The sequence below is a fragment of the Corallococcus sp. bb12-1 genome (assembly GCF_026626765.1).
GTDB classification, from domain to species: Bacteria; Myxococcota; Myxococcia; order Myxococcales; family Myxococcaceae; genus Corallococcus; species Corallococcus terminator.
Genome location: NZ_JAPNJZ010000031.1, coordinates 1 through 25,011 on the forward strand (window position 1 = coordinate 1; position 25,011 = coordinate 25,011).

22 protein-coding genes and 1 pseudogene are annotated in these 25,011 nt (G+C 69.1%); 10 read left to right on the forward strand and 13 right to left on the reverse strand.

Going from position 1 to position 25,011, the window contains the following annotated elements:
* Together OV208_RS37425 and OV208_RS37430 are read left to right on the forward strand one after the other, a co-directional pair.
* Positions 1-449: pseudogene (locus tag OV208_RS37425) on the forward strand (hypothetical protein); the annotation flags it as partial.
* Between the two features lie 104 nt (positions 450-553).
* Positions 554-1,834 (forward strand): Ig-like domain-containing protein, encoded by a 1,281-nt coding sequence (locus OV208_RS37430; protein ID WP_267578742.1) that lies wholly within the window; start codon positions 554-556, stop codon positions 1,832-1,834.
* Positions 1,835-1,932: 98 nt separating this feature from the next.
* Here the strand turns inward: OV208_RS37430 and OV208_RS37435 are convergent, their stop codons facing one another.
* The 5 genes from OV208_RS37435 to OV208_RS37455 form a co-directional block, all read right to left on the reverse strand.
* The gene (locus tag OV208_RS37435) at positions 1,933-2,406 is read right to left on the reverse strand and encodes an SMI1/KNR4 family protein (RefSeq protein WP_267578743.1); all 474 of its coding nucleotides are present in this window, start codon (positions 2,404-2,406) and stop codon (positions 1,933-1,935) included.
* A 10-nt stretch (positions 2,407-2,416) separates the two neighbouring features.
* Positions 2,417-2,860 (reverse strand): hypothetical protein, encoded by a 444-nt coding sequence (locus OV208_RS37440; RefSeq protein WP_267578744.1) that lies wholly within the window; start codon positions 2,858-2,860, stop codon positions 2,417-2,419.
* Positions 2,861-3,198: 338 nt separating this feature from the next.
* The gene (locus OV208_RS37445) at positions 3,199-3,414 is read right to left on the reverse strand and encodes a hypothetical protein (protein WP_267578745.1); all 216 of its coding nucleotides are present in this window, start codon (positions 3,412-3,414) and stop codon (positions 3,199-3,201) included.
* A gap of 52 nt (positions 3,415-3,466) precedes the next feature.
* Entirely contained in the window at positions 3,467-5,224 is a 1,758-nt protein-coding gene (locus OV208_RS37450; RefSeq protein WP_267578746.1) for a DUF3626 domain-containing protein, read from the reverse strand.
* A 400-nt stretch (positions 5,225-5,624) separates the two neighbouring features.
* Entirely contained in the window at positions 5,625-6,983 is a 1,359-nt protein-coding gene (locus tag OV208_RS37455) for an ArnT family glycosyltransferase (RefSeq protein ID WP_267578747.1), read from the reverse strand.
* A gap of 125 nt (positions 6,984-7,108) precedes the next feature.
* On the opposite strand from OV208_RS37455, the gene OV208_RS37460 reads away from it, so the two are divergent.
* Positions 7,109-9,196: a thioredoxin domain-containing protein gene (locus tag OV208_RS37460; RefSeq protein ID WP_267578748.1), complete on the forward strand. Its 2,088-nt coding sequence runs from the start codon at positions 7,109-7,111 to the stop codon at positions 9,194-9,196.
* Positions 9,197-9,224: 28 nt separating this feature from the next.
* Here OV208_RS37460 and OV208_RS37465 read toward each other — a convergent pair whose 3' ends face one another.
* The 3 genes from OV208_RS37465 to OV208_RS37475 form a co-directional block, all read right to left on the reverse strand.
* Positions 9,225-10,766: a transglutaminase-like domain-containing protein gene (locus OV208_RS37465; protein ID WP_267578749.1), complete on the reverse strand. Its 1,542-nt coding sequence runs from the start codon at positions 10,764-10,766 to the stop codon at positions 9,225-9,227.
* 84 nt (positions 10,767-10,850) lie between these two features.
* Positions 10,851-11,276 (reverse strand): GNAT family N-acetyltransferase, encoded by a 426-nt coding sequence (locus tag OV208_RS37470; protein WP_244237959.1) that lies wholly within the window; start codon positions 11,274-11,276, stop codon positions 10,851-10,853.
* A complete protein-coding gene (locus OV208_RS37475; protein WP_267578750.1) occupies positions 11,215-12,315 on the reverse strand; it encodes a D-alanine--D-alanine ligase family protein in 1,101 nt (366 codons plus the stop codon). Before OV208_RS37475 ends, OV208_RS37470 begins: the two co-directional genes overlap by 62 nt.
* Positions 12,316-12,490: 175 nt before the next feature.
* Between OV208_RS37475 and OV208_RS37480 the strand changes: the two genes are divergently transcribed.
* From OV208_RS37480 to OV208_RS37490, 3 genes are read left to right on the forward strand one after another with little or no spacing between them, the layout of a single operon-like run.
* The gene (locus OV208_RS37480) at positions 12,491-13,783 is read left to right on the forward strand and encodes an HD domain-containing protein (protein ID WP_267578751.1); all 1,293 of its coding nucleotides are present in this window, start codon (positions 12,491-12,493) and stop codon (positions 13,781-13,783) included.
* Positions 13,784-13,797: 14 nt separating this feature from the next.
* On the forward strand, positions 13,798-15,330 hold the full coding sequence (locus OV208_RS37485) for an MBL fold metallo-hydrolase (protein ID WP_267578752.1): 1,533 nt from the start codon (positions 13,798-13,800) through the stop codon (positions 15,328-15,330).
* A gap of 34 nt (positions 15,331-15,364) precedes the next feature.
* The gene (locus OV208_RS37490) at positions 15,365-15,820 is read left to right on the forward strand and encodes a hypothetical protein (RefSeq protein WP_267578753.1); all 456 of its coding nucleotides are present in this window, start codon (positions 15,365-15,367) and stop codon (positions 15,818-15,820) included.
* Here OV208_RS37490 and OV208_RS37495 read toward each other — a convergent pair.
* The 4 genes from OV208_RS37495 to OV208_RS37510 form a co-directional block, all read right to left on the reverse strand.
* Positions 15,817-16,563, reverse strand: a complete 747-nt coding sequence (locus OV208_RS37495) for a GlsB/YeaQ/YmgE family stress response membrane protein (RefSeq protein WP_267578754.1) — start codon at positions 16,561-16,563, stop codon at positions 15,817-15,819. The two genes, OV208_RS37490 and OV208_RS37495, sit on opposite strands and share 4 nt — an antisense overlap.
* Positions 16,564-16,574: 11 nt before the next feature.
* Positions 16,575-18,449: an FTR1 family protein gene (locus OV208_RS37500; RefSeq protein ID WP_267578755.1), complete on the reverse strand. Its 1,875-nt coding sequence runs from the start codon at positions 18,447-18,449 to the stop codon at positions 16,575-16,577.
* Positions 18,450-18,589: 140 nt separating this feature from the next.
* Positions 18,590-19,072, reverse strand: coding sequence for a dihydrofolate reductase (locus OV208_RS37505; protein ID WP_267578756.1), 483 nt, complete (start codon positions 19,070-19,072; stop codon positions 18,590-18,592).
* Positions 19,069-19,863: a thymidylate synthase gene (locus OV208_RS37510; protein WP_267578757.1), complete on the reverse strand. Its 795-nt coding sequence runs from the start codon at positions 19,861-19,863 to the stop codon at positions 19,069-19,071. The genes OV208_RS37505 and OV208_RS37510 overlap by 4 nt, the downstream gene beginning before the upstream one ends.
* 94 nt (positions 19,864-19,957) lie before the next feature.
* Here OV208_RS37510 and OV208_RS37515 point away from each other — a divergent pair, with 94 nt between their 5' ends.
* From OV208_RS37515 to OV208_RS37530, 4 genes are read left to right on the forward strand one after another with little or no spacing between them, the layout of a single operon-like run.
* A complete protein-coding gene (locus OV208_RS37515) occupies positions 19,958-20,518 on the forward strand; it encodes a cob(I)yrinic acid a,c-diamide adenosyltransferase (protein WP_193349072.1) in 561 nt (186 codons plus the stop codon).
* A gap of 2 nt (positions 20,519-20,520) precedes the next feature.
* Positions 20,521-21,540: a tRNA epoxyqueuosine(34) reductase QueG gene (gene queG / locus OV208_RS37520; RefSeq protein WP_267578758.1), complete on the forward strand. Its 1,020-nt coding sequence runs from the start codon at positions 20,521-20,523 to the stop codon at positions 21,538-21,540.
* Complete coding sequence (locus OV208_RS37525) at positions 21,513-22,463, forward strand: DMT family transporter (RefSeq protein WP_267578759.1); 951 nt, start codon at positions 21,513-21,515, stop codon at positions 22,461-22,463. Before queG ends, OV208_RS37525 begins: the two co-directional genes overlap by 28 nt.
* A 41-nt stretch (positions 22,464-22,504) precedes the next feature.
* Positions 22,505-23,362, forward strand: coding sequence for an ATP-grasp domain-containing protein (locus tag OV208_RS37530; protein ID WP_267578760.1), 858 nt, complete (start codon positions 22,505-22,507; stop codon positions 23,360-23,362).
* Between the two features lie 31 nt (positions 23,363-23,393).
* Here the strand turns inward: OV208_RS37530 and OV208_RS37535 are convergent, their stop codons facing one another.
* Positions 23,394-24,878: a hypothetical protein gene (locus OV208_RS37535; protein ID WP_267578761.1), complete on the reverse strand. Its 1,485-nt coding sequence runs from the start codon at positions 24,876-24,878 to the stop codon at positions 23,394-23,396.
* Positions 24,879-25,011: the final 133 nt, after the last annotated feature.

Here is a 25,011-nt window from a genome sequence, read left to right on the forward strand (position 1 = left end):
CCATCGCGGTCGCCATCCAGTTGCACGTGGGGCAGGGCGCCTATGTCTGGGTGGCCCAGTCCGAGCGCGCGGGCCGGCCTCCGGAGCCGCAAGGACTGCTCGTCGTGCTGGGGCTGGTCTTCATCTACCTGCACTGGGAAGTGATGCGGAAGACGGCGTGGCCGGGGTCCACGAAGCCGGGGGAGAAGCTGTACTCCGACGAGGTGGGTTCGGTGGTCAGCAGCCTCCTCGCCTTCGCGCTGGTCGTGGGGGCCGCGGGCCTGATGTTCCACCTGTCGCAGGGGGCGGCCTGGCTCTTCCTGGTTCCCGTCGCGGTGGGAGTCCTCAACGTGGCCTTGTTCTTCAAGGCCCGCAGTCCTCGCGGCCGGTCGGGGCGGCTGGCGGCCATCAGCTACTTCTCGTTCCTCCTCGCCATGCTCGTGCATGCCTTCGCGGGCAGGTACTCCTGAGAGGAAGTCTTCAATCGAGGGAGACCGCTGGGCCATGCGGCACCGGCTTCACCCGCTTCAACAGACTGCTAGGGTCCCGGCGATTTTTCCCGAGGGGGACCCCCATGCACCATCCATCGTCACGACTGTTGTTGCCGTTGCTGCTCATCGGGCTCGCTTGCGGCGATGACGCTTCGCCCACCAGCAATACGCCACCGACCCTCATCGGTCCTACAGCCCAGGCGACGCAGTCGACCACGGGTGGCCCGGTGGAGTTGACGTCGCAGGCGTCGGATGCGGACGGGGACATGCTCACCTATTCCTGGACGCAGAGCCCTGCCTCCCCGGCGGGCGCGTTCGATGACGCCTCCCTGGCCAGTCCCACCTGGACCGCTCCGGAGGTGAACAGCCATCAGCGATTCACGCTGACGGTGACCGTGAGCGATGGCCGGGGTGGCTCCGCTCAGGGCTCGGTGGCCGTGGATGTCGCGCCGCCCATGACTGGGAACAACCCTCCGACGGTGTCGGCGCCCACGGCCACGCCTTCCACGCTCGATGAGCAGCAGTCCACCGCCCTGGCGGTGAGCGCCGCCGACGCGGACAACGACTCGCTCACGTACGCATGGGAGCAGGTGGCTCCTGCCGCTCCCCTGGGGACCTTCAGCGACCCTGCTTCCAGCCTTCCCACCTGGACGGCTCCGGATGTGAGCGCCAGCGGGACGTACACGCTGCGCGTCACCGTCACCGACGGGAAGGGCGGAAGTGCGCAGCGCACCGTCGACATCGGGGTCCAGAGGTTCAACCGGTTGCCCACCGTGACCGCCACCATCTCCGGGCCGACGACGCTGGTGGCTGGAACGACCGGCACGTTCACCATCACCGCGAGCGATGCGGATGGGGACCCGCTGACCTACGCGTGGTCGCAGACGGCCCCGGCGTCACAGGGCACCTGGGTGGGCAGCCGCACGGGCGCGAGCGCGCAGTGGTACTCGCCCGTCGTGGGCACGCAGACGTCGTTCACCGTGTCCGTGAGCGTCACGGATGGACAGGGCGCGCCCGTGGTCCGGACGCTCACCGTGCCCGTCTCGGTGCCCCGGTACTCCACGGACATCCAGAACGTGTGGGCCTCCGTCCCGCAGTGCACGGGTTGCCATGGCACCAGCGGGAGCCTCAGCCTCGCGTCGGGAAGCAGCTACAGCAATCTGGTCAATGTCACCGCGAATGCCTGTGGCACGGTCAAGCGCGTTGCTCCCGGGGACCCGGACAACTCAGCGCTCGTCCAGAAACTCGAGGGCACGGCGTGCGGAAGCCGCATGCCCAAGGGCGACACGGACTACTTTGATCTGAACCCCGGGTTGGTCGTCCGGGTCCGCTCGTGGATTCTCGCGGGCGCGGCCAACGACTGACCGCTGTGCATTGGCGTTCAACCGTGCAGCCAGTACGTTCAGTGCTGGCGGTGCGGGCGGGTGGTGCCATCGTCATCCCCGGAGGACTCGTCGACTGCTCAGCGCTCCTGAGGGTCGCTGCTCAACCAGAACGAGCGGTTGCCGCTGCGCAATGCCTTCTCCAGGAACTCTTCGAAAGAGGATGCAATGCGCTCCACCACAGGGAACGTTTCGTGCCACGCGTCGAATAGCGGGTAGCGACCGGCAATGCGCTGGGCAACGTCCAGGACAATGAAGTCCGAGTCCTGCATGTCCACCAGCGTGTAGACCGAAGGCGCTCCGTCCTCGTCTTCGTCACTCGCTCTGATTGCAAGACGCGCGCGGCGGATCTCCGCGAGCGGGAGGAAGCGGTAGTGGGCGTTGGCGCGAGTCTCGAAGAGCGTGCCGCCGTCGCAGTGCAAATAGAAGGCGCGCAGGTCCCCGTCGAGTTCCCATCCTACGTGTGCTTCGAACGCAGCGAGCTGTATTGGCGTCGCGGGGGCATTGGGGTGGTGAATCCTGGAGATTTCAGCCAACAGGCTACGCATGGACATGGCGGCTCACTCAATCCACGTAAGGGCGGTCAGGCCCTGGCGTTCGCCACTGGCCACCCGGGGCGTAGCAAGCGGGGTACTGCTTGTTGAGGACGCCGTGCACGTCATCCGGCACCGGGAGCACGTTGCCGGGAGCCACAGGCGCACCCCCATGCCCCAAGTCGAAGATGTGGTGCCCTTGCCAGTTCACGCCGTTCGTTGAGGGCCAGCTACCGAACTCACGACCCCACTCATCGCGGAAGGCGACGCGGGAGTTCTTCCAGGTGTCCCGACGCCACTTCGTGTCTGTCGCTGCGGGGTAGTCGCAGCAGCAGTGGGTGATGGCGAAGCGCCCGCCCGCCGCGGCGGGCAGAAACAGGTAGCGCCCCTTCCAATCGCCCTTGAAGTCGGCCAGCCACATGCAGCCCATGAGGGCATGGCCCTGCGAGGCGCACTTCCTTTCGCAGCGAGTCATCAGCCATGCACTGCACTGCCAGGGCCCGTAGTAGATGGTCGTTTGCAGTTGGCCTCCGTCCGGAGTGGAGACAGGCGAGCCAAGCCATTTCGCCGATGGAGGGCTGCCGACGGCACCAACGGTTGCCGAGCCACAGCCCACGAGGGCGAGGACGGCGGCGGCGCTCGCGGCGCGCTGGAGGGGGTGGGTGACTGTCACAGAAAACCATAACAGCACGGCCAACGCGGCAAGTTAAGTCTCGGTTGCGAGTGCGTCCTGACAGGCAGGCATTTGGAGCTGAGATGCGCACGTTGACCCTGGCACGCCCCCGGGCTTTCGGGGGCGCGGATGCGGTGTTCTCAGTAGAAGCAGACGCAGACGTCGCCGGAGCACCGGCCGAGGTTGAACCCGTCGGCGATACAGTCGTTGACGCAGGTGCCGCCCTGGCTGCCCTGGCAGAAGGACAGCGGCTCCGCCGGACGGGAGTAGGCCGCCACGGTGGAGCCAAACGACACGGCCGCGCCCACGGCGACGGCGAGCAGCAACTTTCCAGCCTTCTTCACGGAGCAGTTCATCAGTGCCTCTTGGGGAAGTGAGGTTGATGCAACGGGGGAGGAATCCAAGGTCTCAGCCACCTCTCAGACGATACGAGAGGTAGACCCCCGTCCCGTTCCAGTTGTCGTTCGTCGGCTCGACGTCGAAGAGGTGCACGGTGAATCCATGCCCGTTGATGACGATGCGATGGTACTGCGAGTACAGCCCTGACTTCGCGTCTTGCAGCACCCGGTTCGGGACTGCCTTCGGGTTCTTCGGGTCGAACTCCCACTCGGGAATGGTGTAGGTGTACGGTACCCTGGCAGGAGCGAAGGAGCCGCCCTGTTTGGCATCGCTGCCCTGCTTGGGAGCTGGGGGGCGGCGCTCCATGCTGTTCATCGTGTCCGAGCCCAGGGGAATGAGGTGGAGCTCGATGCCGTAGGTCGCGCAGAACTCCTTGATCATGCTCTTGAGGCGGTGGGTTTCCTGCCGACGCTGCTCGGTGGTCAGCTCGTTGTAGAACTGGGGGAGCACGTCGACCTCGGTGCTCTTCAACCGTATGAAGTCGTCGATGTCGGCCTCGGAGACCACCATGGTCTTCACGTCTTTCATCAGGGCGATTTCTCCCCAGACGTGCACTTCGATGAACTCGTTGGGGCTGGGCACCTCCTTGCCCTCGACGAGCATCCCGCACATGTAGAGGAGCTGGCGGTCGGAGACACGCAGCAGCACCTTCGCGATGTTGACGAGGGTGGCCAATGCCTTCTCGTCCACAGGCTGACGATCGCCCTCCTTCTTCTGCAGCTCCGCCTTGATCATCTGCAGTGAGTCGGTCGCGAGGAAGGTGGCTCGTGCCTTCACTGCGTCTTTGTAGATGAGGTAGGAGCGGCCGTAGTTGGGGCAGGGCCCAGGCAGGCGATTGCCCAGGTTCAAGGCGACGTAGACCGGCCGCCAGTCCGGAAACGGAATCGGGGTGGAGATGCCCTTGAACAGCTTGCCGAAGACTTGTCGCTCCCCTTGATCGCGCTCCTGGGCGTACTTGGATTTGTCGGACTTGTTGAAGTGCCACATGTTCTTCATGAAGCCGCTGGCGATGAGCCCATAGATGCGCGGAGTCGGGAAGTTGCTGGTAATCTCAGAAGAGATGAGCAGATCTCGTAACTGGGCATAGAGCTGTTCGATCCGCTGCTCGCGTTCAAAAAACCAGAACCACGAGCCCACCAGCCGGGTCAGCCGGGCGCTCACCGCCGCCTTGATGTCGTCGAGCTTCTCCTTCACGCCGAACGCCCGGGCATTCTCGACGGCATCAAGGACGCTGGCGTTTCTCACGGTCTTGAACTGCTTGGCGGGCGAGACGAGGTTGCACCCCGTGCAGCGCAGCGTGTTGTCCGCGCGGTCGATCTTGAGCGGGCGCTTCGCGCTGGCCTCGAAGAAGCAGCCGTAGGGGCAGCGGATCCACACCCTCACGCCCATCACTTTCGGGGGAGTCGTCTCGATGACGGGCGAGGGACCGCTGATGCTGGAGAGCACGCCGCTGGACTTCGGGATGACGGCGAGAGAGGGCGCGCCGATCGAAGCTCCCAGTTGCTCCATGCTCGATGCGACAGGAGAGGGCCTGAGTGGGCCGTTGACGCGGTGGGCCCTCCTACCCAGCTCCGCTCCGAAGCCTTTGATGATGTGGTCCGCTGCCTCCTCATGCGCCCAGCGCAATGGCTGGCCGCACAGGAAGCAGGTCTGGGCGGTGCCGCTGTGCTGCGCGTAATGTTCCTGGCAGTAGCGGAGGATGACGTGCGCTTCGGGGCAGTACGCGATGCCATGGACTTTCGGCTCAGGGCAAAGATTGCAAGGCATGGTCGAAATGCTCCGGGGCGAGCATCCAGAATACCACGTGACCAAAGCCGCCCTGCGCGCTCGGTGCGTTTGCATTCCCATAGGACCTGATGCATCGGAATGGATGAAGCCAGGGCCCCCAGGTTTTCAGGGCGATGGACTCGGAGCCGAGAAGACGGCGGCTCCATGCCCCAACTCCATGGGGAGGTGTGTCGCGCGTGGGTGCGCCTACGAGACCGCCCGCATCGAACCAGGAAGACGCGTGGTGTCCTTGAGCGTTTGTCTGTTCGGTTGGGAAATGAATCCCTGTGGCCCCTGTGCAACGGGCTGCTCGTGCTTCTGCGGCGATCGCGTGTGCCACAGAGAGGGCACGGTCTGCTCGTAAGAGATGGGCGCGTCCATGCTCGCTGGGGATTGCCTGTCACTCCAGAGTGCGCAGCCTCCAAACCGTGAAGAGGTGCAGCCTGCGGCCCCGGAAGTCGCCCACAAGTTCCACCGGGCCCTCCACCGAACCGAAGCGCTGGACCAGTTCCTCCGGCGGTGGCGCGCCGTTCTCCGAACACCACAGCACGTCCTGCCCGGGCTTCAACTCCAGCGGAGGCCAGACGTCGTACTGGCTCTTGCGCCGGGCCGGGCCCGCGGTGTCTGTCTCCACGCCCGCGTAGTACGCCACCTGCGAGGCGAGCTGGTACGAGGGCGCGTACACCGCCGTGCGTCCCGGCGTCATGCCTGCAAAGAGCTGCTCGGGCGCGGACAGCCGCTCCAGCGGACCCCAGCCATGCGTCCGTGACAGCAGCACGTCGCGCTCGAACGTCAGCACCGGGAACAGCAGGTGTGACGCCACCGCGAGCGAGATGAGCGCTCCGCTCCACGCCGTGTCCCGCTGCCAATGGTGCTTCATGCCCGCGACGCCAATACACGCCGCCAGGTACGCCGCCGCCGGCCAGTTGGCCTCGCCTCGCGTGCGCGCCGCCGCGTAGCCGAAGAACACCAACGGCACCACCGCCGCCATGCGCAGCAGGAACTGCTCGCGTGGACCGCGCACCGCGTACAGCACCGCCAGCGGGAACAGCAGCGGCCCACCCATGGCCAACTGCCCCGCGACGAACTCCCCGAACGTCCGCCACCCGCCGCTGCCACCCAGCCCGTGGTTCAACTGGAACGCGAAGCCCACCCATTCATGGTTCGCGTTCCACAGCACCACCGGCAGGAAGCACAGCAGCGCAAGGCCCGCCGTGAGCCACGCACCCGCCGGCAGCCTCCGTGCCCGCAGCGCCGCGAGCATGAACGCGAGCCCCAGCAGCACGGACGGATACTTGGCCAACAGCGCCAATCCACACGTCAGGCCCGCCAACACCCACTTCTCGCGGTACAGCGCCCACAGGCCCAGCGCCCAGAAGAGCAGCATCGGCGAGTCGGGCGTGGCCCAGACGCCGGAGATGATGCCCACCGGCACCACGCTCCACAGGGCCAGCGCGCGCCACGCCACGTCCTTCGAACCGTACACATCCCGCGCGAGCCCCCACACCGCCGCGCCCGTACCCAGGCCGCACAGGAGCGCGGTGCCCCGGATGCCCAGCCCAGCGATGAGCCATGCCACCAGCGGCGGGTGGTCGAAGTACCCCCACGCCAGATGCCGAGCCCATTGCCAGTAATAGGTTTCGTCGAAGTAGACGTCCGTGCCCAGTGCCAGGGCCAGCCGCACCCCCACGCCCAGCACCACCAGGGCGACACAGGCCCTCATTCCCAGGCCGGAGGTGGAGTCGGCGGATGCACGCACGCCCCTGGACAAAGCGCACCGGAAGGCCGTTGGCCAGCGGCGAGTGAGACCATTTCGGCTTGCTCCCGAGCACCCGGGCTCACAATGTGATGGGTCGCGAAATCTCCGCGCACCGGGAGCCCTCCATGGCCGTACATCCCCCCTCTGGCTCCACCAACCGGCTGGCCCTGGAGCCCTCGCCCTACCTGCGTCAGCACGCCACCAATCCCGTGGACTGGCACCCGTGGGGCGACGAGGCCCTGGCCCTGGCCCGCGCGCAGAACAAGCCCATCCTGCTCTCCGTGGGCTACTCCGCGTGCCACTGGTGCCACGTCATGGCGCACGAGTCCTTCGAGTCCCCCGACACCGCGCGCCTGATGAACGACGGCTTCATCAACATCAAGGTGGACCGCGAGGAGCGCCCGGACCTCGATCAAATCTACCAGGGCGTCGTGCAGCTCATGGGGCAGGGCGGAGGCTGGCCGCTCACCGTGTTCCTCACGCCCGACCTGCGCCCCTTCTACGGCGGCACCTACTTTCCGCCCGAGGACCGCTACGGTCGCCCCGGCTTCCCCCGCCTGCTCACCGCGCTGCGCGACGCGTGGGACCACAAGGCCGACGAAATCGAGGAGCAGGCCCGCCGCTTCCAGGAGGGCCTGGGCGAGCTGTCCTCGCACGGCCTGGACGCCGCGCCCGGCCACCTGTCCGCCGAGGACATCGTCGCCATGGGCCATAACATGGCGAAGCGGATGGATCCGGTGAACGGCGGCTTCGGCGGCGCGCCCAAGTTCCCCAACCCGATGAACGTGGCGCTGCTCCTGCGCGCATGGCGTCGCGGCGCCGGTGAGCCCCTCAAGGCAGCGGTGTTCCGCACGCTGGAGCGCATGGCGTTGGGCGGCCTCTACGACCAGTTGGGCGGAGGCTTCCATCGCTACTCGGTGGACGAGCGGTGGTTGGTGCCCCACTTCGAGAAGATGCTCTACGACAACGCCCAGCTCCTGCATCTGTACGCGGAAGCGGAGCAGGTGGAGTCGCGCCCCCTGTGGCGCAAGGTCGTGGAGGAGACCGTCGAATACGTGCGCCGCGAGATGACCGACCCGGCCGGCGGCTTCTACGCCACGCAGGACGCGGACAGCGAGGGCGAGGAGGGGAAGTTCTTCGTCTGGCGCCCGGAAGAAGTGCGCGCCGTGCTGTCCCCCAGCCAGTCGGAAACCGTGCTGCGCCACTACGGCATCACCCCGCAGGGCAACTTCGAACACGGCGCCACCGTGCTGGAGGTCGTCGTCCCCGTGGAGACGGTCGCGACCGAACAGGGCCGGCCCGTGGAGACGGTGCAGCAGGAACTGGCCGAAGCCCGCCGCCTCCTCTTCGCCTCGCGCGAGCAGCGCGTGAAGCCGGGCCGCGACGACAAGATCCTCGCCGGGTGGAACGGGCTGATGATCCGCGGCCTCGCGCTCGCGGCGCGCGTCTTCGTCCGGCCGGACTGGGCGAAGCTCGCGGCGAACGCGGCGGACTTCGTGCTCGCGAACCAGTGGGACGGCACGCGGCTGCTCCGCTCGCACCAGGACGGCAAGGGCCGCATCGACGGCTTCCTGGAGGACTACGGTGACCTTGCGGCCGGCCTTACCGCGCTCTACCAAGCCACCTTCGACGCGAAGTACCTGGACGCGGCGGACGCAATCGCGCACCGCGCGGTGGCGCTCTTCTGGGACGAGGAGAAGCACGCGTACCTGTCCGCGCCCCGAGGGCAGAAGGACCTGGTCGTGGCGGCCTACTCGCTCTTCGACAACGCCTTCCCGTCCGGGGCCTCCACGCTGACGGAGGCGCAGGTGGCGCTCGCGGCGCTCACGGGCGACGTGGCCCACCTGGAGCACCCGGAGCACTACGTGGCCAAGCTGAGAGATCAGCTCGTGCGCAACCCGCTGGGCTACGGGCACCTGGGGCTCGCCGCGGACTCGCTGCTGGACGGCGCGTCCGGCGTCACCTTCGCGGGCACGCGAGCCGCCGTGGCGCCGCTCCTGGCCGCCGCGAACCGCACCTACGCCCCCGCGTTCTCCTTCGGGTGGAATGACACCAGCGCTCCGCCGCCCGCGCGCCTCCAGGAACTCTTCGAGGGGCGTGACCCAGTGGAAGGGCAGGGCGCGGCGTACCTCTGCCGCGGCTTCGTCTGCGAGCGGCCGGTGACGGACGCGGCCACGCTCGCGGAACGACTGGTGGCGGCCCCGGGCCACTGAAACAAGCGGCCCGGGACACCGCCGACGGCTACTTCACGTCCGTGACCTGGAGCGAACCGATGAGGGGCGTGATTTCAGCGTTCCCCTCGTAGCCGACGGCGAAGTGCGTGGCGTCCGCGACGGGCTGGTTGAAGGTGGGGTCCAACTGGGTCCACTCGCCCACCCAGGCCTCCACCCACTCGTGCCAGTACAGCGCGGGCACGCCGTCGGAGTTCACCATGTAGATGACGCCGTCCACGCGCCGCGCGGGGATGCCGGACGCGCGCATCATCGCCACCGTGAGCAGCGAGTGCTCCGTGCAGTCGCCCTTCTTCTGGCGCAGCACGTCCGTTGCCCGGTCCGCGCTGGCGCCGTAGTCCTTCTGCAGGTTGCTGTACACCCACGCGGACAGCATCCGCGCCGCCGTGTACGCGTCCTTCTCTTCCCGGATGATGCTCTTGGCCTGCGCGATGATGGCGGGCGCCTCGGACTCCACCGCGAGCGTGGACTTGAGGTTCTCCCCACCGTTCGGGTCCGCCACCGGCCGCGGCTTGCGGCCCTTGGGCGCGGGCGGCGCCGCCATCAACGTCACCTCCACGCGGCCGTCCGGCAGCGCCTTGTACTTCTGGCGGTACGTGTCCTGCTGGAACTTCGCCGGCAGGTTCTTCATCACCAGCGTCACCTGCCCGGGCACCTCGCGCGCCTTGGGCGGCAGCGCCTTGGGCAGCACCACGCGCGTGAGGCCGAACACCTCCACCAGGTCCATCCGCTTGGCCACGCTCTCGGACTCGGCTCTCGCCTGCATCGTCTGGCCGAAGTCCACGCGCACCATCTTTCCGTCCGTCGTCAGGAAGGCCGCCACCGGCACCTTCTCCTTGTCGGACAGCGTGCTCACGCGCGCGAGCTTCACCTTCACGCCGCCCAGCACCTGCTCCTCCGGCGCCTCCACCGTCGTGACCGTGCGGTAGGCCTCCAGGTCGGTGCCATCCAGCAGCACGCCCTCCACCTGCTTGCCTCGCAGCAGCGCCACGCGCGCCTGGTCCGCGTCGTCCACCGTCTCCTTTGGCGCGGGCATCGGCTTGAGCACTTCCTCCGGCTGGCCCGGACGCTTGCGCACCACGCGCAGCCCGTCCGCCGTCGCCGTGCCCACCAGCTCGTTGTCCCCGCCGTCCCCGCGCTGGCTGACGGTGAAGGACAACAGGCGCCCACCGGGCTTCGCTTCGTAGACGCGCACCTCGCGGTGCACGCGCTCCGACACGCGCGTGCCCACCTGCGCCTTGAAGATGAGCTCGTTGACGCTCTGCGCCTTCCCGCCCGGCAGCGCTGTCAGGTCGGTGAAGAACCAGCCCACCTTCTTGTCCATCAGGTACAGGCCGAAGTACTCGCCGCCCTTGGGGCGCGGGGCCTTCAGCGCGTCGGACAGGTCCTGCGTCTGCGGGGCAGGGGCCTGCGTCTTCGCCTGGGCCTTGGCCGCCGCGGCCTTCGCCTGGGACTTCAGCGCGGCGGAGGAGGGGGCCTGGGCCCAGACGGGGCCGGGTGCCCCCGCCAGCAGGGTGAGCAGGCTCAACAATCCCAGACGGGTGCGTCGCATCGGTCGGTTCATGGAAGGCATCTGCCCCCTCCTGACGGGGACCTGGGCGGCGTCTTCACGCCCAGGGGTTTGGGACGGCGGGGACTACAGGCGCTTGGTCAGGATGATGAGGTCGTCGCCCTGCTTGTAGAAATCCCGCAGGCGCGCCTCTTCCCCGTACTTCATGGACGCGTAGAAGCCGCGCGTGGGGCCGTAGGCCTCCGTGGCGCTCGTCTCCACGCGGATGAGCCGCGCCTTGCGGCGGCGCAGGTCGCCCTCCATCGCGGACACCAGCGCGGCGCCAATGCCCTGGCCGCGCACTTCCGGCGAGGAGGCAATCCAGTACAGGTCGAAGGCGTTCTCCGTCATGGGCGTCGGGCCGTAGCACGCGTACCCGACGAGGCCGCCTTCCTGCCCGCGGTCCGCCACGAGGATGGAGTAGTCCCGGTTGCCCGCGGTGAGCGCGGTGTCAACCAGCTCGATGGCGCAGTCCTGCTCCTCCTGCGAGAAGGTTTCGATTCGCCGGATCAACGCGACGAGCGGCTCCCGGTCCTTTCTTTCGAGTGTGCGGATTTCCATGGGCTCTTTCGAGAGCGACCTCCACGATTCGTGAGGCCAGGGTCGCGTAGTCCATCCCAGCGGCCTGAGCCGCCTTCGCGAACCCCGCGCCCGGGTGAAGGTCGCAGTTGGGGTTGATGTCGATGACGTACGGCACACCTTCGGGCGACACCCGAAGGTCCACGCGTCCATAGTCCTGGCAGTCCAGCGCTGCAAATGCTTCCAGCGCCGTCTGGACGCAACGGGCTTCCTGCACTGCGTCGAGCTTGCACGGCCCGGAGGTCGAATCCCGGTACTCCGGCGACTCCACCTCCCACTTGGCCCGGTACGACACGATGTTCGGACGGTTGTCGAACGCGTGGCCGAAGTGGATCTCCGTGAGCGGCAGCGCCTGTCGCGGGCTGTTGCCCAGCAGCGGGACGTACACTTCACGGCCCGGGATGTACTGCTCCACCAGCGCGGGCTGGTGGAAGGTCTTGAGCACCGCCTCGCACGCGCGCACCAGCGCGGCGCGCTCCGTCACCACCGAATCGAAGTCCATGCCCACGCTCGCGTCCTCGCGGGCGGGCTTCACGATGAGGGGCCAGGGCAGGTCCACCGCCAGGGCGTCCTCCAGGCGGCGCACCACGCGGGAGGCGGGGGTGGAGACACCGTTGGCGCGCAGAAGCTCCTTCGCCTTGGGCTTGTGCAGCGCCAGGCCGAGCGACAGGGCGGACGAGCCGGTGTACGGCAGGCCCAGCGCGTCCAGCAGGCACGGGATGGCCATCTCCCCCCGGCTGTCGGCGGCCAGCGACTCGCAGAGGTTCACCACGAGGTCGGGCTGGAGGAAGCGCAGGGACTCCACGAAGTCCAGCCGGTCGCCTTCGATGGCGAGCGGTTCGGCGTTCACGCCGTCCCGGCTCAGCGCCTGGGCCAGGCTTTCGGCCACCCGGACCACGTCCTCGCGGGCTTCGCGCCCCGGGTCTTCTTCGAGCAGCTCGTGGTCACGATTGTGCAGCAGGATGATGTGCATTCGGAGTGGCCGAAGGGTTAGCACGTCCCCAGGGACCTTCCCAGCTTGAGGCACGGTGGCTGGTCGGCCCCTCACAGGGCTACCGCCCGTCAGGGTCTGCGGTACGGTAGGTGACCTCCAAGGTGGGCGACCGCCTGGAGGAGGTCCGGGATCCCAGAAGCCCGGCAAGGACGACATGCGGATTCGCGACCCCATCCACGGCGTCATCCCGGTGAGCGACTCGGAGAAGGCCGTCATCGACAGCCGCTTCTACCAGCGCCTGCGCTACGTGCGGCAGCTGGGCTTCGGCGACATGGCCTTCCCGGGCGCCACCCACACCCGCCACGCCCACAGCCTGGGCGCCATGTTCGTCGCCTCGCGCGTCTTCGGCGCCGTCGCCAGTCGGTCCGACCTGCCGGACGATGTGCGTGAACATTTCTGCGAAGCCGTGCGATTGGCGGTGCTGTGTCATGACCTGGGGCACATGCCGCTGTCGCATGCGTCGGAGCGCATCGCACCCCGGCGGTCGCTGCTGCGGCTGCCCGGCTGGCTGGATTCGGTGGCGGAAGGGGAGCAGGCGAACCACGAGGACTTCACCGCCAAGCTCATCCTGGACAGCTCGCTGACGGAGGTCATCCAGCGCGAGTTCAGCCCCCGGGGCATCACCCCCATGGCGACGGTGGCGCTCATCTCCGGCGCGAAGCCGCCGAAGGACCCGGGCTTCACCCACAAGGGCGTGGACTGGACGCCGCTCTTGCGCGCCATCGTCTCCGGGGAGCTGGACGCGGACCGGATGGACTACCTGCTGCGCGACTCGTTCTACACGGGCGTGAACTACGGCCGGTACGACATGGATTGGATCGTCTCCAACCTGAATTCGGCGGTGAAGGACGGCAAGGCGGTGCTGGCCCTGTCTCGCGCGGCGGCGTTCGCGTTCGAGGACTTCCTGCTCAGCCGCTACCACATGTTCGTGTCGGTCTACCTTCACCACACGTCGGTGAACTTCGACCACATGCTGCGCCGGTACTACGAGGAGACGCCCGGCGAGTTCGAGATCCCCGCGGACCCCGAAGCCTTCCTCCTCTGTGACGACGCGGCGCTCTGGTACACGCTGCGCCGTTCGAAGAACCGGTGGGCGGAGCGCATCAGCCGCCGGCAGGGCTTCAAGTTGCTGGCGCAGTTCACGGAGCGCGACACGGGCTACGACCTGGAGGTGCTCAACAGCGCGCTCACCAGCGAGGGCTTCGAGCACTACACCGTCCAGTCCAAGGGCGCGCTCAGCAAGTACGTGGGGGTGGCCGGGGGCAACCCGGGCCTGTTCATCCTGGATGTCTCCACGGGCCGGCTCACGGAGGTGGCGCGGTACACGCCGCTGTACCAGCGCTACAGTGGCGCGGTGCGACTGACGCGGCTCTATGTCCGGCCGGACCAGGCGGAGCGGGCGCGCGAGATGATGGGCCGGCTGCTCGGCCAGACGACGCAGTCCTGAAGGATGGTGCAACCATGAGCGAGCCCCTTCCCGGCATGGGCCTCTTCGCGCCCCATGTCCCTGTCGAACCCCGGGCCTCCTCGGTGGTCATCCTCTACCGCCGCGCGCGCGATGGCGTGGGCGTGGAGGTGTTCTGGGTGAAGCGCGAACGGGCGCTGGCCTTCGCCGGAGGCTTCTACGCGTTCCCCGGCGGGAAGCTGGACCGCGACGACGCGGACGTCCCCGTGCAGGGGGCGCAGGGCGAAGAGGCCGCGCTGCGTTCGGCGGCGGCGCGCGAGTTGTTCGAGGAGGCGGGCGTGCTGGTGGTGGAAGGGGCGCGCGCCCTGTCACCGGAGGTCCTGGCGGAGGGACGGACGGCGCTGCTCGCCGGGTCGGTGAAGTGGAGCGAGTGGCTTGCGCGCCACACGCTCGCCCTGCGCGCGGAGGACTTGAAGCCCGCGGGCCGGTGGATCACCCCGCCTTCGATTCCGGTGCGCTTCGACACGCGCTTCTACCTGGTGGAGATGCCGGAGACCGCGACGGCGAGCATCATCCCCGGCGAGCTGTCCGAGGGCGCGTGGATCCGTCCGGAGGACGCGCTGTCGCGCTGGAGTGACGGCACGGCGCTCCTGCACCCGCCCGCGCAGCACGCGTTGCAGGTGCTGTCGGAGTTCAAGGACGAATCAGACGCGCGCGCCCGACTGAACACGCCGCCGTACTGCCCGGGCTACGTGGCCCAGCGCATCGAGTTCCAGCGCGGCGTGCGCGTGGTGGCGCTGGAGACGCCCACGCTGCCGCCCGCGACGCACACCAACGCGTACGTGCTGGGCACGGGCGACCTGCTCATCGTGGATCCGGGGTCGTCGGACGTGAAGCAGTACGCGAAGCTCCTGTCGCTGGTGGCCAGCCTCAAGTCGGAAGGGATGCGGCCCCTGGCGGTGGTGCTCACCCACCACCACGGCGACCACGTGGGGGGGGCGCTCGCGGTGAAGGAGCGGCTGGGGATTCCGCTCTGGTGCCACGCGCGCACGGCGGACCGGCTGGACTTCCAGGCGGAGCGGCTCTTGGAGGACGGCGAGGTGCTGGAGCTGGGAGGCCCGCTGCCGCAGCGCTGGCGCGTGTTGCACACGCCGGGACATGCGCAGGGCCACGTGTGCCTGGTGGACTCGCGCAGCAAGGCGGCGGTGGTGGGGGACATGGTGGCGAGCGTGGGCTCCATCGTCATCGATCCGCCCGAGGGCAACATGGTGGACTACCTCACGCAGCTGCGCCGGCTGCGCGACTGGCCCGTCACCACGCTGTACCCCGCGCACGGCGCGCCGGTGCCGGACGGCCCGCGCAAGCTGGACGAGTACCTGCACCACCGCGCCCAGCGCGAGGCCATCATCCTGGAGGCGGTGCCCGAGACGGGCGCCACGCTGGCGGAGGTGGTGGCGACGGCCTACGCGGACACGCCGCCGCTCTTGCATCCGGTGGCGGAGCGCAGCGCCCTGGCCACGCTGGAGAAGCTGGTGGCGGAGGGGCGCGTGCGCGAAGAGTCCTTCAGTTGGTTCCGCGTGGGGGCCTGAAGCCTCCCGAAGCGGAACACCTCCGAGGTGATGCATGGATCCGGTTTCAACACTCCGCCTCCGGGCGAAGCCGCTGTTGGAGGCGTGCGCGGAGCAGCTTCGGAGGAGTCACCCTGACGTCGAGGTGACGGTCTGGGACTCCCCCACGGGGAGCCTCACCCGGTATCAGGGCCACGACATCGGCATCGACTGCGAGCTGAAGCACGCGCTGCCCGACGGGACCTCCGGCATCGCGCTGTGCCTCGGCCTTGCCCATCTGGACCGGGCGCCGCTCCTCGCCGACGCGAGCGTCACGTGGGGAACCCCCAGCTCCCATGCCGAACTGGAGCTCATCCCGCTCCCCGAACGCTTCAAGGAGCACACGCCGCTGGCCTTCACCGACGAGAACTTCGAGGGCCTGATGGCCCGGCTCCCGGAGCTGCTGGACGCGCTGACGAAGGCGCTCGCGCGAGGGCATCCCCCTTCAGGAAGCCTCCTGACGCGGACCTAGAAACTGCCCAGCAGGCCCAGGTGCGGGCCCTTCGCGCTGTAGGTGGCGACAGGCATCAGCGTCACTCCCTGCGAGCGGGACTGCCGCGACGCTTCCTCCACGCGCATGGCGCTGCTGTGCGTCAGCTCGTAGCCCACGCTCGCGCCCACCACCGGGAGGATGAAGAGCGCGGCGTTCACGGCGTTGGGCGCGTCGGAGCCGCCGCTGTTCACCAGCGAGATGCCCAGCAGCGTCGCGCCCCAGCCCACCATGCTGCCGGCCACCGTGGGGCCCAGCCGCCCACGCCCGTTCATGAACCGGCCGCCCGCGTACGTGCCCACCGGGATGCCGATGAGCGCCCCGGCCGCGGCGCCCGCGACGGCCATCACCAGACACTCGTCACACCCCACCGTGGCGGAGCCCAACAGGTACCCGAAGGAGCCCAGCACGGTGGCGCCCACGACGCCGCCCGACGCGCCTCCCAATACCTCCACCGCCACGCGCGGCACGGGGTCCTTCGACGGCGGGGGACGCGTGTCCGGCAGGGCCCCGGCGGTGACGGACGGACGCGCCCCGGAGGAGGCATCCCCCTGGAAAGCGATGTCGGGTGGCGGCGGTACGTCCTCCTCCGCCGCGCCCACCAGGGGGGGCGGCGTGAGGCCCCCGGTGGGAGCCGTGGCCGGTTCGGCGGGGGCCTCCTGGGCGGAGGCCAGGCCCGACACGAGCAGCAGGGCGAGGAGTAGGAAAGGGGGGGAGCGCTTCACCACGTGCCACGCTACCGCAAGGGCGGCGGCTGCGTCGCCCCGTCCCCGGCTGCCTCCACGCGTGTCCGGCGGCGCACGGCCCGGTACACGAGCGGCGCCACGGCCAGCAACATCTGCGGCACCAACGACAGGGCATCCGGGTACAGGCCCAGCATGTCCACGGTGATGAAGCGCACCGGCACCAGCGGCAGCGCGCCCACCTCCTGCAACGAATGGATGCCCTTGCCCAGCAGCATCACCGCCGTCACCACCATCACCACGGTGGAGACGTTGAAGAGCGTCTTCATGGGCAGCCGGTAGCCCATGCGGTTGATGAAGAGCACCAGCACCGCCAGCGCCGCGATGCCCGCCACCACGCCCCACGCCACGCCCGCGGCGGAGTCCACCGCGAGCCCCTGCAGGAAGATGGCCGTCTCGAAGCTCTCGCGCAGCACCGACGTGAAGGCGATGGCGAACAGGCCGAACGTGCTGCCCCGGCCCAGCGCGCCCTGCATGCGCTGGCGCAGCTCTCCCATGAACTGGCTCACGTTGACGCGCGCGTTGAGCCACAGCGCCGCGTACAGCAGCATGCCCACGGCGACGAGCGCGGTGACGCCCTCCAGCCACTCGCGCTGCGCGCCGGCCAGCAGCTTGCGGCCCAGCACGTACGCCAGCGCGCCGACGATGAGCGCGGACACCCAGCCCGCGTGCACCACGCGCACCTGGTCCATGGCCTTCATCTTCTTGAGCGCTGCCAGCAGCGCCGTGACGATGATGGTCGCCTCGAAGCCCTCGCGCAGCAGGATGAGCAGCGTCAGCCACGCCACGGACAGCATGTCCGTCGTGCTGCCATTGGTCTTGCGCGCCTGGTCCAGCAGCGACAGCAGCTCCCGTCCCTCGTCCTGGAGGTGCGGGCTCTTGCGCTCGGCGGCGAGCCGCGCCTGCATGAAGGCCTCCTCCAGCTTCTGGGTGAGGACCGGGTCGCGTCCGCGCAGCTTGGGCTCCACCGGCTCCAGGCCGTTGAGGTACGCGTCCAGCAGCTCCGTCTTCGCGCTGGCGTAGTCGCCCGCGGCGGCCATGCGCATCGCGTTGCCCACCGACTGGCGCGCGGCGAGCAGGGCCTTCTCTTCGTCCTCGTCCGGCATGTTCTGGCGCAGGCACGCGACCTTGTCCGCGCCGTACTCCTTCGCGAGCTCCGCGTCGGTGGCGGTGGCCAGTCGCTCCAGCGAGGCGCGCGGCGGCTCGCCCTGGCACGGCGGCTGGCGCAGCGTGAAGACGAAGAAGGCGAGCGACCAGCGGTCGTCCTCGGAGAGGGTGGGGTAGGCCGGCATCGCGGTGCCGGGCACGCCGAAGCTGGTGGTGTTGAACGCCTTGTAGGGCGTCAGGCCGTCCTCCATCAGCTCCGGGTCCTGGAAGTTCGCCGGAGCGGGCTCCATGTTGGCCGCGATGGCCACCGCCGCCTTGCCGTCTACGCCGTGGCAGGCCGCGCAGTTCGCCTGGAACAGCTTCGCGCCATGCTCCAGGTCCGGCGTCTTGCGGGGACTGCGCGCCAGGCCCCCCGCCAGCACCAGGCTCTCCACCAGCTCACCGCAGTCGCGGCTCACGCCTTCAGGGTCGATGGACTGGTCCACGCGCGCCTGGATGGCCTGCACCTTCGGCACGAAGGTGGCCGCCGCCGGGCCCAGGTCCTTCGCCGCGTCCAGCGCCTCCGCCGCGAAGCTCTTCTGCTCCGTCAGTTCGAACTCGGAGCGCGACGACACCGCCGCCGGGTAGTCCGCCTGGAGGTACTGGAGGATGCCCACCAGCCGGTGCCAGGTGCGCCCCTCGTCGGACGCGGGCGCTTCGGCCCGGACAGTGGAGGACAGCGCGAGCAGCAGGCACAGCGTGACGGAGGCGGCGCGATTCACGTCCGACTTCTACCAACGCACCCAGGGGCGTTCAATTCTGAGAATCAATATCAGGATTCAGCGCCCCCTTGGGTGAACAAGGCGGCCGGGAGCTCGACACTGCCCGTGAGGACGCGTTGCTTCTGGAATAAGGGCTATCCCTAGCGCTCGTAGGTGAGGAAACCGAAGGGGAGGTCCGCCTCCGGGTGGGATTCCTCCTCCACGAGCCTCCACGTGGACAGGTCCACGGGGGGGAAGAAGGCGTCACCGGGGAAGTCGCGTGCGATGCGGGTGAGATAGAGCCGGTGCCACCGGTCCGCTGTCTGTTCGTAGAGGTCCGCGCCGCCCGCGATGAAGACCTCGCTGTCGGCCCGGGCCTTCTCCAGGGCCTCGTCCACGGAGCGAGCCACCTGGACGCCGGGAGGGGCGGCCCAGTCCGGCTGTCGGGTGAGGACGATGGTGGTGCGGCCGGGCAGGGGCCTTCCGATGGACTCGTAGGTCTTGCGGCCCATGACGAGGGTGTGGCCCATCGTCAGGCGCTTGAAGCGGGCCAGGTCCTGCGGCAGGCGCCAGGGCAGGGTGTTGCCCAGGCCGATGGTCCGGTTCGCCGCCATGGCGACGATGGCGGACAGGCGCTGTGTCATACGGCCACGGGCGCCTTGATGGCGGGGTGCGGGTCGTAGCCTTCCAGCGTGAAGTCCTCGTAGCGGAAGGCGAACAGGTCCTTCACGTCCGGGTTGATGCGCATGCGCGGCAGGGCGCGGGGCTCGCGCTTCAGCTGCTCTTGCGCCTGCTCCACGTGGTTCAGGTACAGGTGCGCGTCGCCCAGCGTGTGGATGAACTCATGCGCGACGAGGCCGGTGGCCTGCGCGACCATCATCGTCAGCAGCGCGTACGACGCGATGTTGAAGGGCAGCCCCAGGAAGATGTCCGCGCTGCGCTGGTAGAGCTGGCAGGAGAGGCGGCCGTCGGCCACGTAGAACTGGAACATCACATGGCAGGGCGGCAGCTTCATGGCGGGCAGGTCCGCCACGTTCCACGCGCTGACCAGGTGGCGGCGCGAGTCCGGGTTCTTCTTGAGTCCCTCCACCAACAGCCGCATCTGGTCCACGGGCGTGCCGTCCGGCGTGCTCCAGGAGCGCCACTGGTGGCCGTACACGGGCCCCAGGCTGCCGTCGGCGTTGGCCCACTCGTCCCAGATGGTGACGCCGTGCTCCTGGAGCGAGCGCACGCTCGTGTCCCCCCGGAGCATCCACAGGAGTTCATGGAGGATGGACTTCACGTGCAGCTTCTTCGTCGACACCAGCGGAAAGCCCTGGGTGAGGTCGAAGCGGAGCTGATGGCCGAAGAGGCTCAGGGTCCCCGTGCCGGTCCGGTCACTTTTCTTCGTACCGTGGTGCAGGACATGGTCCAGCAGACTCAGGTATTGCTGCATGCGCCCCTTATGATGGGGTGCAGGCTCCAGATCAACCTCCTGCGCTCCGCCGGTTGGGTAGTGTCGGGTGCGAAGCGCCGTTACAGAGGGTGAAATGAAGATCTACACGAAGACCGGCGATGCGGGAGAGACGGGCCTGTTCGGTGGTGGACGCATCGCGAAGGACGACGCGCTGGTGGACGCCTACGGCGAGGTGGACGAACTCAACGCCACGCTGGGGCTCGCGCGGACCTTCCCGCTGCCCGCGGACCTGGACCACTTCCTCCAGCGGCTCCAGGACCAGCTCTTCACCGTGGGCGCGGTGCTGGCCACGCCGCCGCACACCAAGGCGGCGGCGCACATTCCGGAGCTGAAGCCGGAGTGGGTGGAGGAGATGGAGCGCCACATCGACCGCTACGAGGAGGAGCTGCCGAAGATGACGCACTTCATCCTCCCCGGTGGCGCGCCCGCGGCGGCGGCGCTGCACCTGTCGCGCACGGTGTGTCGCCGCGCCGAGCGCCGGGTCGTGACGCTGCTGCGCGAAGACAAGGCCCCGCCCGCGGTGGCCATGTACCTGAACCGCCTGTCGGACCTGCTCTTCGTCGTGGCGCGGCTGGTGAACTTCCGCGCCGGCCTGCCCGACGTGAAGTGGATCCCCGAGAAGCCCTCGAAGTAGCCGTGACCCCGCTGCCCACCGCCCGGCTCCGGGACCTCGCCCAGCAGGTGGGCTTCGACCTCATCGGCTTCGCCCGCGCGGAGCCCATTCCCCCGTCGTCGCTGCTGTCGTGGCTGGAGGCCGGCTACGACGCGGACATGGACTGGATGGGGTCGCGCGCGGAGGAGCGGCTCGACGTGTCGGTGCTGCTGCCGGGCGCGAAGACGGTGCTGTCCTTCGCCAACAACTACTACCGGGACGACGCGCCGTCGCAGGGCTCGCCCATCGCACGGTACGCGCGAGGCCGGGACTACCACTCCACGCTGCGCGACCGGATGAAGGCGTTCCGCAAGACGCTCAACGAATGGTACCCGGGGCTGGGCACCTACGGCGGCGTGGACAGCGGGCCCATGATGGAGAAGGTCTGGGCCGCGCGAGGGGGCCTGGGGTACGTGGGCAAGAACGGCTGCCTCATCACCGAATCCCATGGTTCCTGGGTGCTGCTGGCCACGCTCATCCTGGACGCGGCGGTGGACGAATATCCGCCCGGTCCCGTGGCGGACCGCTGCGGCTCCTGCCGGCGGTGTCTGATGGCGTGTCCCACGGGCGCGCTGGTGGGCCACCGGCAGGTGGATGCGCGGGCGTGCCTGTCGTACCAGACCATCGAGAACCGCCACCGCGACGTGCCGGAGGCGTTCCGGTTCAAGTTCGACAACCTCATCTTCGGTTGCGACATCTGCCAGCAGGTGTGCCCGCTCAACCGCAAGCCGGTGCACGCGGAGGACGCGCGCTTCACGCCCCGCGCGGTGGCCTCGCTGGGCACGGCGGAGCTGGCGGCGCTGACACCCGAGCAATACAAGGAACTCATCCCCGGCACGGCGCTGGCCCGCGCGCGCTATGACGGTTTGAGGCGCAACGCTGTCTATGCGCTGGGCGTGGCACGGCAGGCGCACGCCCGGCCGCTGCTCGAAAAACTCAGCGACGACTCCAGCGAACTGGTACGCAGCGCCGCGAAATGGGCGCTTCTCCAACTGGAGTCGTGACACCGGGGGCCGCCGCACCGCCGCTCGGGCGGGTGTACGCGGCGCTCGGGTTGCAGGTGTTGATCAGCGCGGGCACGTACCTGGCGGCCAAGCGCGCGATGACGGAGCTGTCGCCGTTCACGGTGGTGCTGTGGCGCTTCCTCGTGTGCGGCGTCGCGTTCACGCTGCTGCTCGCGCTGACGCCGGGGCCGAAGCTGCCACCGCGCTCGGCGTGGAAGCGCGTGGCACTGCTGGGCCTGATGGGCGGCCCGGTGAACCAGACGCTGTTCTTCTCCGGGCTGTCGCGCTCCACGTCGGCGCACGCGGCGCTGCTCTACGCGCTGACGCCGTTGGGCGTGTACGTGGCCAGCCTCGTGCTGGGCCGCGAGCGGGCATCCCAGCGGGCGACGATGGGCATCCTCACCGCGCTGGTGGGCGTGGTGGTGTTGCTGCTGGGCCGGGGGCTCGCGAGCGCGCAGGGGTCGGTCCAGGGCGACCTGCTCATCCTCATGGCGGTGGTGGCGTGGGTCATCTACACGACGGAGGGCAGGCCGCTGGCCGCCGAACACGGAGCGCTGCGCGCCACGGCGTGGACGATGACGGTGGCGACGGCGCTGCAACTGCCGCTCATCCCGTTCGTGCTGGAGCCCGCGCAGGTGTGGGCCGCGAGCTTCGCGGCGAAGGCCGCCATCGTGTACCTGGGGCTGATGACGTCGGTGGTGGCGTACCTGCTCTGGTACTACGCGCTGTCGAAGGTGCCGGCGTCGAAGGTGGCCATCTTCTCCAACCTGCAACCGGCCGCGACGGCGCTCGCGGCCTGGGCCTTCCTGGACGAAGCGCTGCACTGGGAGCTCGCGCTGGGCGGCGCGCTGGTGCTCCTGGGCGTGCGGCTGACGCAGGCCGCGCCGCTGAAGCCTCCTCCGGTGGTGGTGAAGGCGGGCTGAAGGGCCCGCGTTGACGCGGAGCGGGAAGGGGCCTCACGCTCATGGCCATGTTGAGAGCGGGCGAGGATCTGCTGAAGGTCGAGGACCGGCTGTGGCTGCTCACCGCCCAGACAGGGACGGGCATCTATGACTTCGCCTTCGACCGGTTCTTCGCCTGCCGCCGGCCCTATGTCTTGCCCGATGCGCCCATCGACGTCGTCGCGCGCGCGGGCGCCTGGCCGGACTACGCGGAGCGCTACCGGGAGCTGGAGGCGCAGGGCCTGCGGTTGGTCCACTCGCCGGAGCAGCACCAGCGCGCGACGGAGCTGCCGCACTGGTATCCGCTCCTGGAAGACCTGACGCCTCGCAGTGTCTGGTTCGACGCCCCTCCGGACGCGGACACGGTGGCGCGGAGCGTGGGCTGGCCGGTGTTCCTCAAGGGCGCGCGGCAGACGAGCCGCCATCGCAAGTCGCTCTCCATCATCGAAGGCCCGGACGCCTTCCGTCAGGCGATGGAGGCCTACGCCCAGGACCCCATCCTGCACTGGCAGCAGGTGGTGTGCCGCGAGCTGCGGCCCTTGCGCAGGGTGGACGACACGCAGGGCGCGGATGCGCTGCCGCGCTCGTTCGAGTTCAGGACCTTCTGGTGGCGTCAGCAGTTGGTGGGCTGGGGACCGTACTGGTGGCAGGGGACGCCGTACACGCTGACGCCCCGCGAGGAGCACGACGCCCTGGCGCTCGCGGGTGAGGCGGCGCGCCGGGTGGCGCTTCCGTTCCTCGTCGTCGATGTGGCCCAGGAGCAGTCCGGCCGGTGGATCGTCATCGAGTGCAACGACGGCCAGGAGAGCGGCTACGTCGGCGTGTCACCCTTCGCGCTCTGGCAGCGCGTGCTGGACCTGGAGCAGGAGCGCGCGGGCTGAGGTCGTGGCCTCCACATGTGCTGGAACCGCGTCAGGAACCACAACCGCGAGCATCCGTCCGGACGAAGACGCGGACCGAGCCTGGATCCGCCACCTCCTCGAACCGGGAGTCGCGCACGAGCGCGTCGAGCAACGCCTCCCGTGAGGCGGCTCCCAGCATGAGGGTGTCCACGCGCGGGGGAACGAGCACGACCTGGGCCCGCTCGTAGTGGTGGAGGAGGAAGCGGTCGTAGTCGTTGGGCACGAAGACGACCGAGTGGAAGTCCGTGGCCACCACCCTCCGTGAGGCACAGGGCTCGACATGGCGCGCGAAGGCCTGGCGGAAGGCTTCATCCACCGGCGGCATGGGACGCAGGCGCGGGGCGCCCACGGTGCGGTCGAAGCGCGCGACCTGGATGAGCGCGAACCCGGCGAGCAGCAGCGCGGGCGCCATCGCGACCCGGGCGGGAACCCATCCGCGCGCGACCACGCCCCTCCAGAGCACGATGAGTTGGCCGAAGCCCGCCGCCGCGCACACGCCCAGCCCGGGCAGCAGGAAGGCGGAGTTGTAGAACCAGAGCAGGCGCTTGTCCGTCGCGTCCGCCATGAAGAAGAAGGTGCCCGGAAGGGTGCTGAGGAGCGTGGCCGCGGGCGCGAGCAACTGGATCCACAGGAAGCTTCGCTGGAAGGCCACCAGCCCGCTGGTGGACACGTCGTGCACCACCCGCCCGGGGTCGCCCAGCGCGGTGAGGGCCACCTGCCCCCAGGTGCTGCCGTAGTGCGACCAGAACCGCGTGCCTGAGGGTGTCCCGAGCGCCGGCAGTACCACCGCGACACAGAGGGCAAGGTAGCCGAGCGACAGCGCGGACACCGCGAGCACCCTGCGCGTGAGCAGCGCGCGCGGTGGCCGGGCCACGGCCGGCAGCAGCAACAGCGCCGCCGACTGGAAGGCGAGGAACAGACCTCCATCCGGACGCACGCCCAGCGTGAGCAGCGCGATGGGCACGACCCACCGCATCCGCGCCCCCCGGAGCAGGAGCACGAGCACCGCCGTGGCGCCCAGTTGGAAGAACACCTCGAAGTGCGCGGAGAGCGCGACCGTCTTCACGAAGGGATTGAGCCCCAGGTACAGCGCGAAGGCGACGCTGGCCCAGGGCCGCCACGTGGCGGGAAGCAGCTCCCGCTCCTCGAACATGCGCTCGAAGCACCAGACCTGGAGCGCCACGGCCCCATACAACGCCACCAGCCCCAGCACGACGAACAGGAACTGCGAGTCACTCAGCAGGAACAGCGGCGTGAGCAGCAGCAGCGACGGCGTGAAGTGGATGGTGAGGTGGTTGAGGTCCGCGTCCGTCACCCAGAAGGGACGACCGTGGTGCACCGCGTTCGCGAACAGGTCGTTCAGCAGGGCGAGGTCGTGGAACCCGAACAGCCCGCCCCGGAAGGCGGTCCAGACGCAGACAAGCGTGTAGACAAACAAGGCCCCGAGCACGAGATGCCAGGCGCGGAGCCGATGCGCGAACGTGAGGGAAGGCAAGCGGTGGGACTCTGCCACACGCTCGCAGGCGGGACACGGATGGAAGGGGCCCCGTCCTGGGACGCGATGGCGAACCGCTCGCTGGGGGTGGGCTGGGAGGCCAGGAACTCCGGGCCCTCGGACCGCACCTGAT

Coding starts and splice junctions, on each gene's coding strand:
- OV208_RS37430 (WP_267578742.1), top strand. CDS start 554: ATGCACCATCCATCGTCACGACTGTTGTTGCCGTTGCTGCTCATCGGG.
- OV208_RS37435 (WP_267578743.1), bottom strand. CDS start 2,406: ATGTCCATGCGTAGCCTGTTGGCTGAAATCTCCAGGATTCACCACCCC.
- OV208_RS37440 (WP_267578744.1), bottom strand. CDS start 2,860: ATGACTCGCTGCGAAAGGAAGTGCGCCTCGCAGGGCCATGCCCTCATG.
- OV208_RS37445 (WP_267578745.1), bottom strand. CDS start 3,414: ATGAACTGCTCCGTGAAGAAGGCTGGAAAGTTGCTGCTCGCCGTCGCC.
- OV208_RS37450 (WP_267578746.1), bottom strand. CDS start 5,224: ATGCCTTGCAATCTTTGCCCTGAGCCGAAAGTCCATGGCATCGCGTAC.
- OV208_RS37460 (WP_267578748.1), top strand. CDS start 7,109: ATGGCCGTACATCCCCCCTCTGGCTCCACCAACCGGCTGGCCCTGGAG.
- OV208_RS37465 (WP_267578749.1), bottom strand. CDS start 10,766: ATGCGACGCACCCGTCTGGGATTGTTGAGCCTGCTCACCCTGCTGGCG.
- OV208_RS37475 (WP_267578750.1), bottom strand. CDS start 12,315: ATGCACATCATCCTGCTGCACAATCGTGACCACGAGCTGCTCGAAGAA.
- OV208_RS37480 (WP_267578751.1), top strand. CDS start 12,491: ATGCGGATTCGCGACCCCATCCACGGCGTCATCCCGGTGAGCGACTCG.
- OV208_RS37485 (WP_267578752.1), top strand. CDS start 13,798: ATGAGCGAGCCCCTTCCCGGCATGGGCCTCTTCGCGCCCCATGTCCCT.
- OV208_RS37490 (WP_267578753.1), top strand. CDS start 15,365: ATGGATCCGGTTTCAACACTCCGCCTCCGGGCGAAGCCGCTGTTGGAG.
- OV208_RS37505 (WP_267578756.1), bottom strand. CDS start 19,072: ATGACACAGCGCCTGTCCGCCATCGTCGCCATGGCGGCGAACCGGACC.
- OV208_RS37510 (WP_267578757.1), bottom strand. CDS start 19,863: ATGCAGCAATACCTGAGTCTGCTGGACCATGTCCTGCACCACGGTACG.
- OV208_RS37515 (WP_193349072.1), top strand. CDS start 19,958: ATGAAGATCTACACGAAGACCGGCGATGCGGGAGAGACGGGCCTGTTC.
- OV208_RS37525 (WP_267578759.1), top strand. CDS start 21,513: ATGGGCGCTTCTCCAACTGGAGTCGTGACACCGGGGGCCGCCGCACCG.
- OV208_RS37530 (WP_267578760.1), top strand. CDS start 22,505: ATGGCCATGTTGAGAGCGGGCGAGGATCTGCTGAAGGTCGAGGACCGG.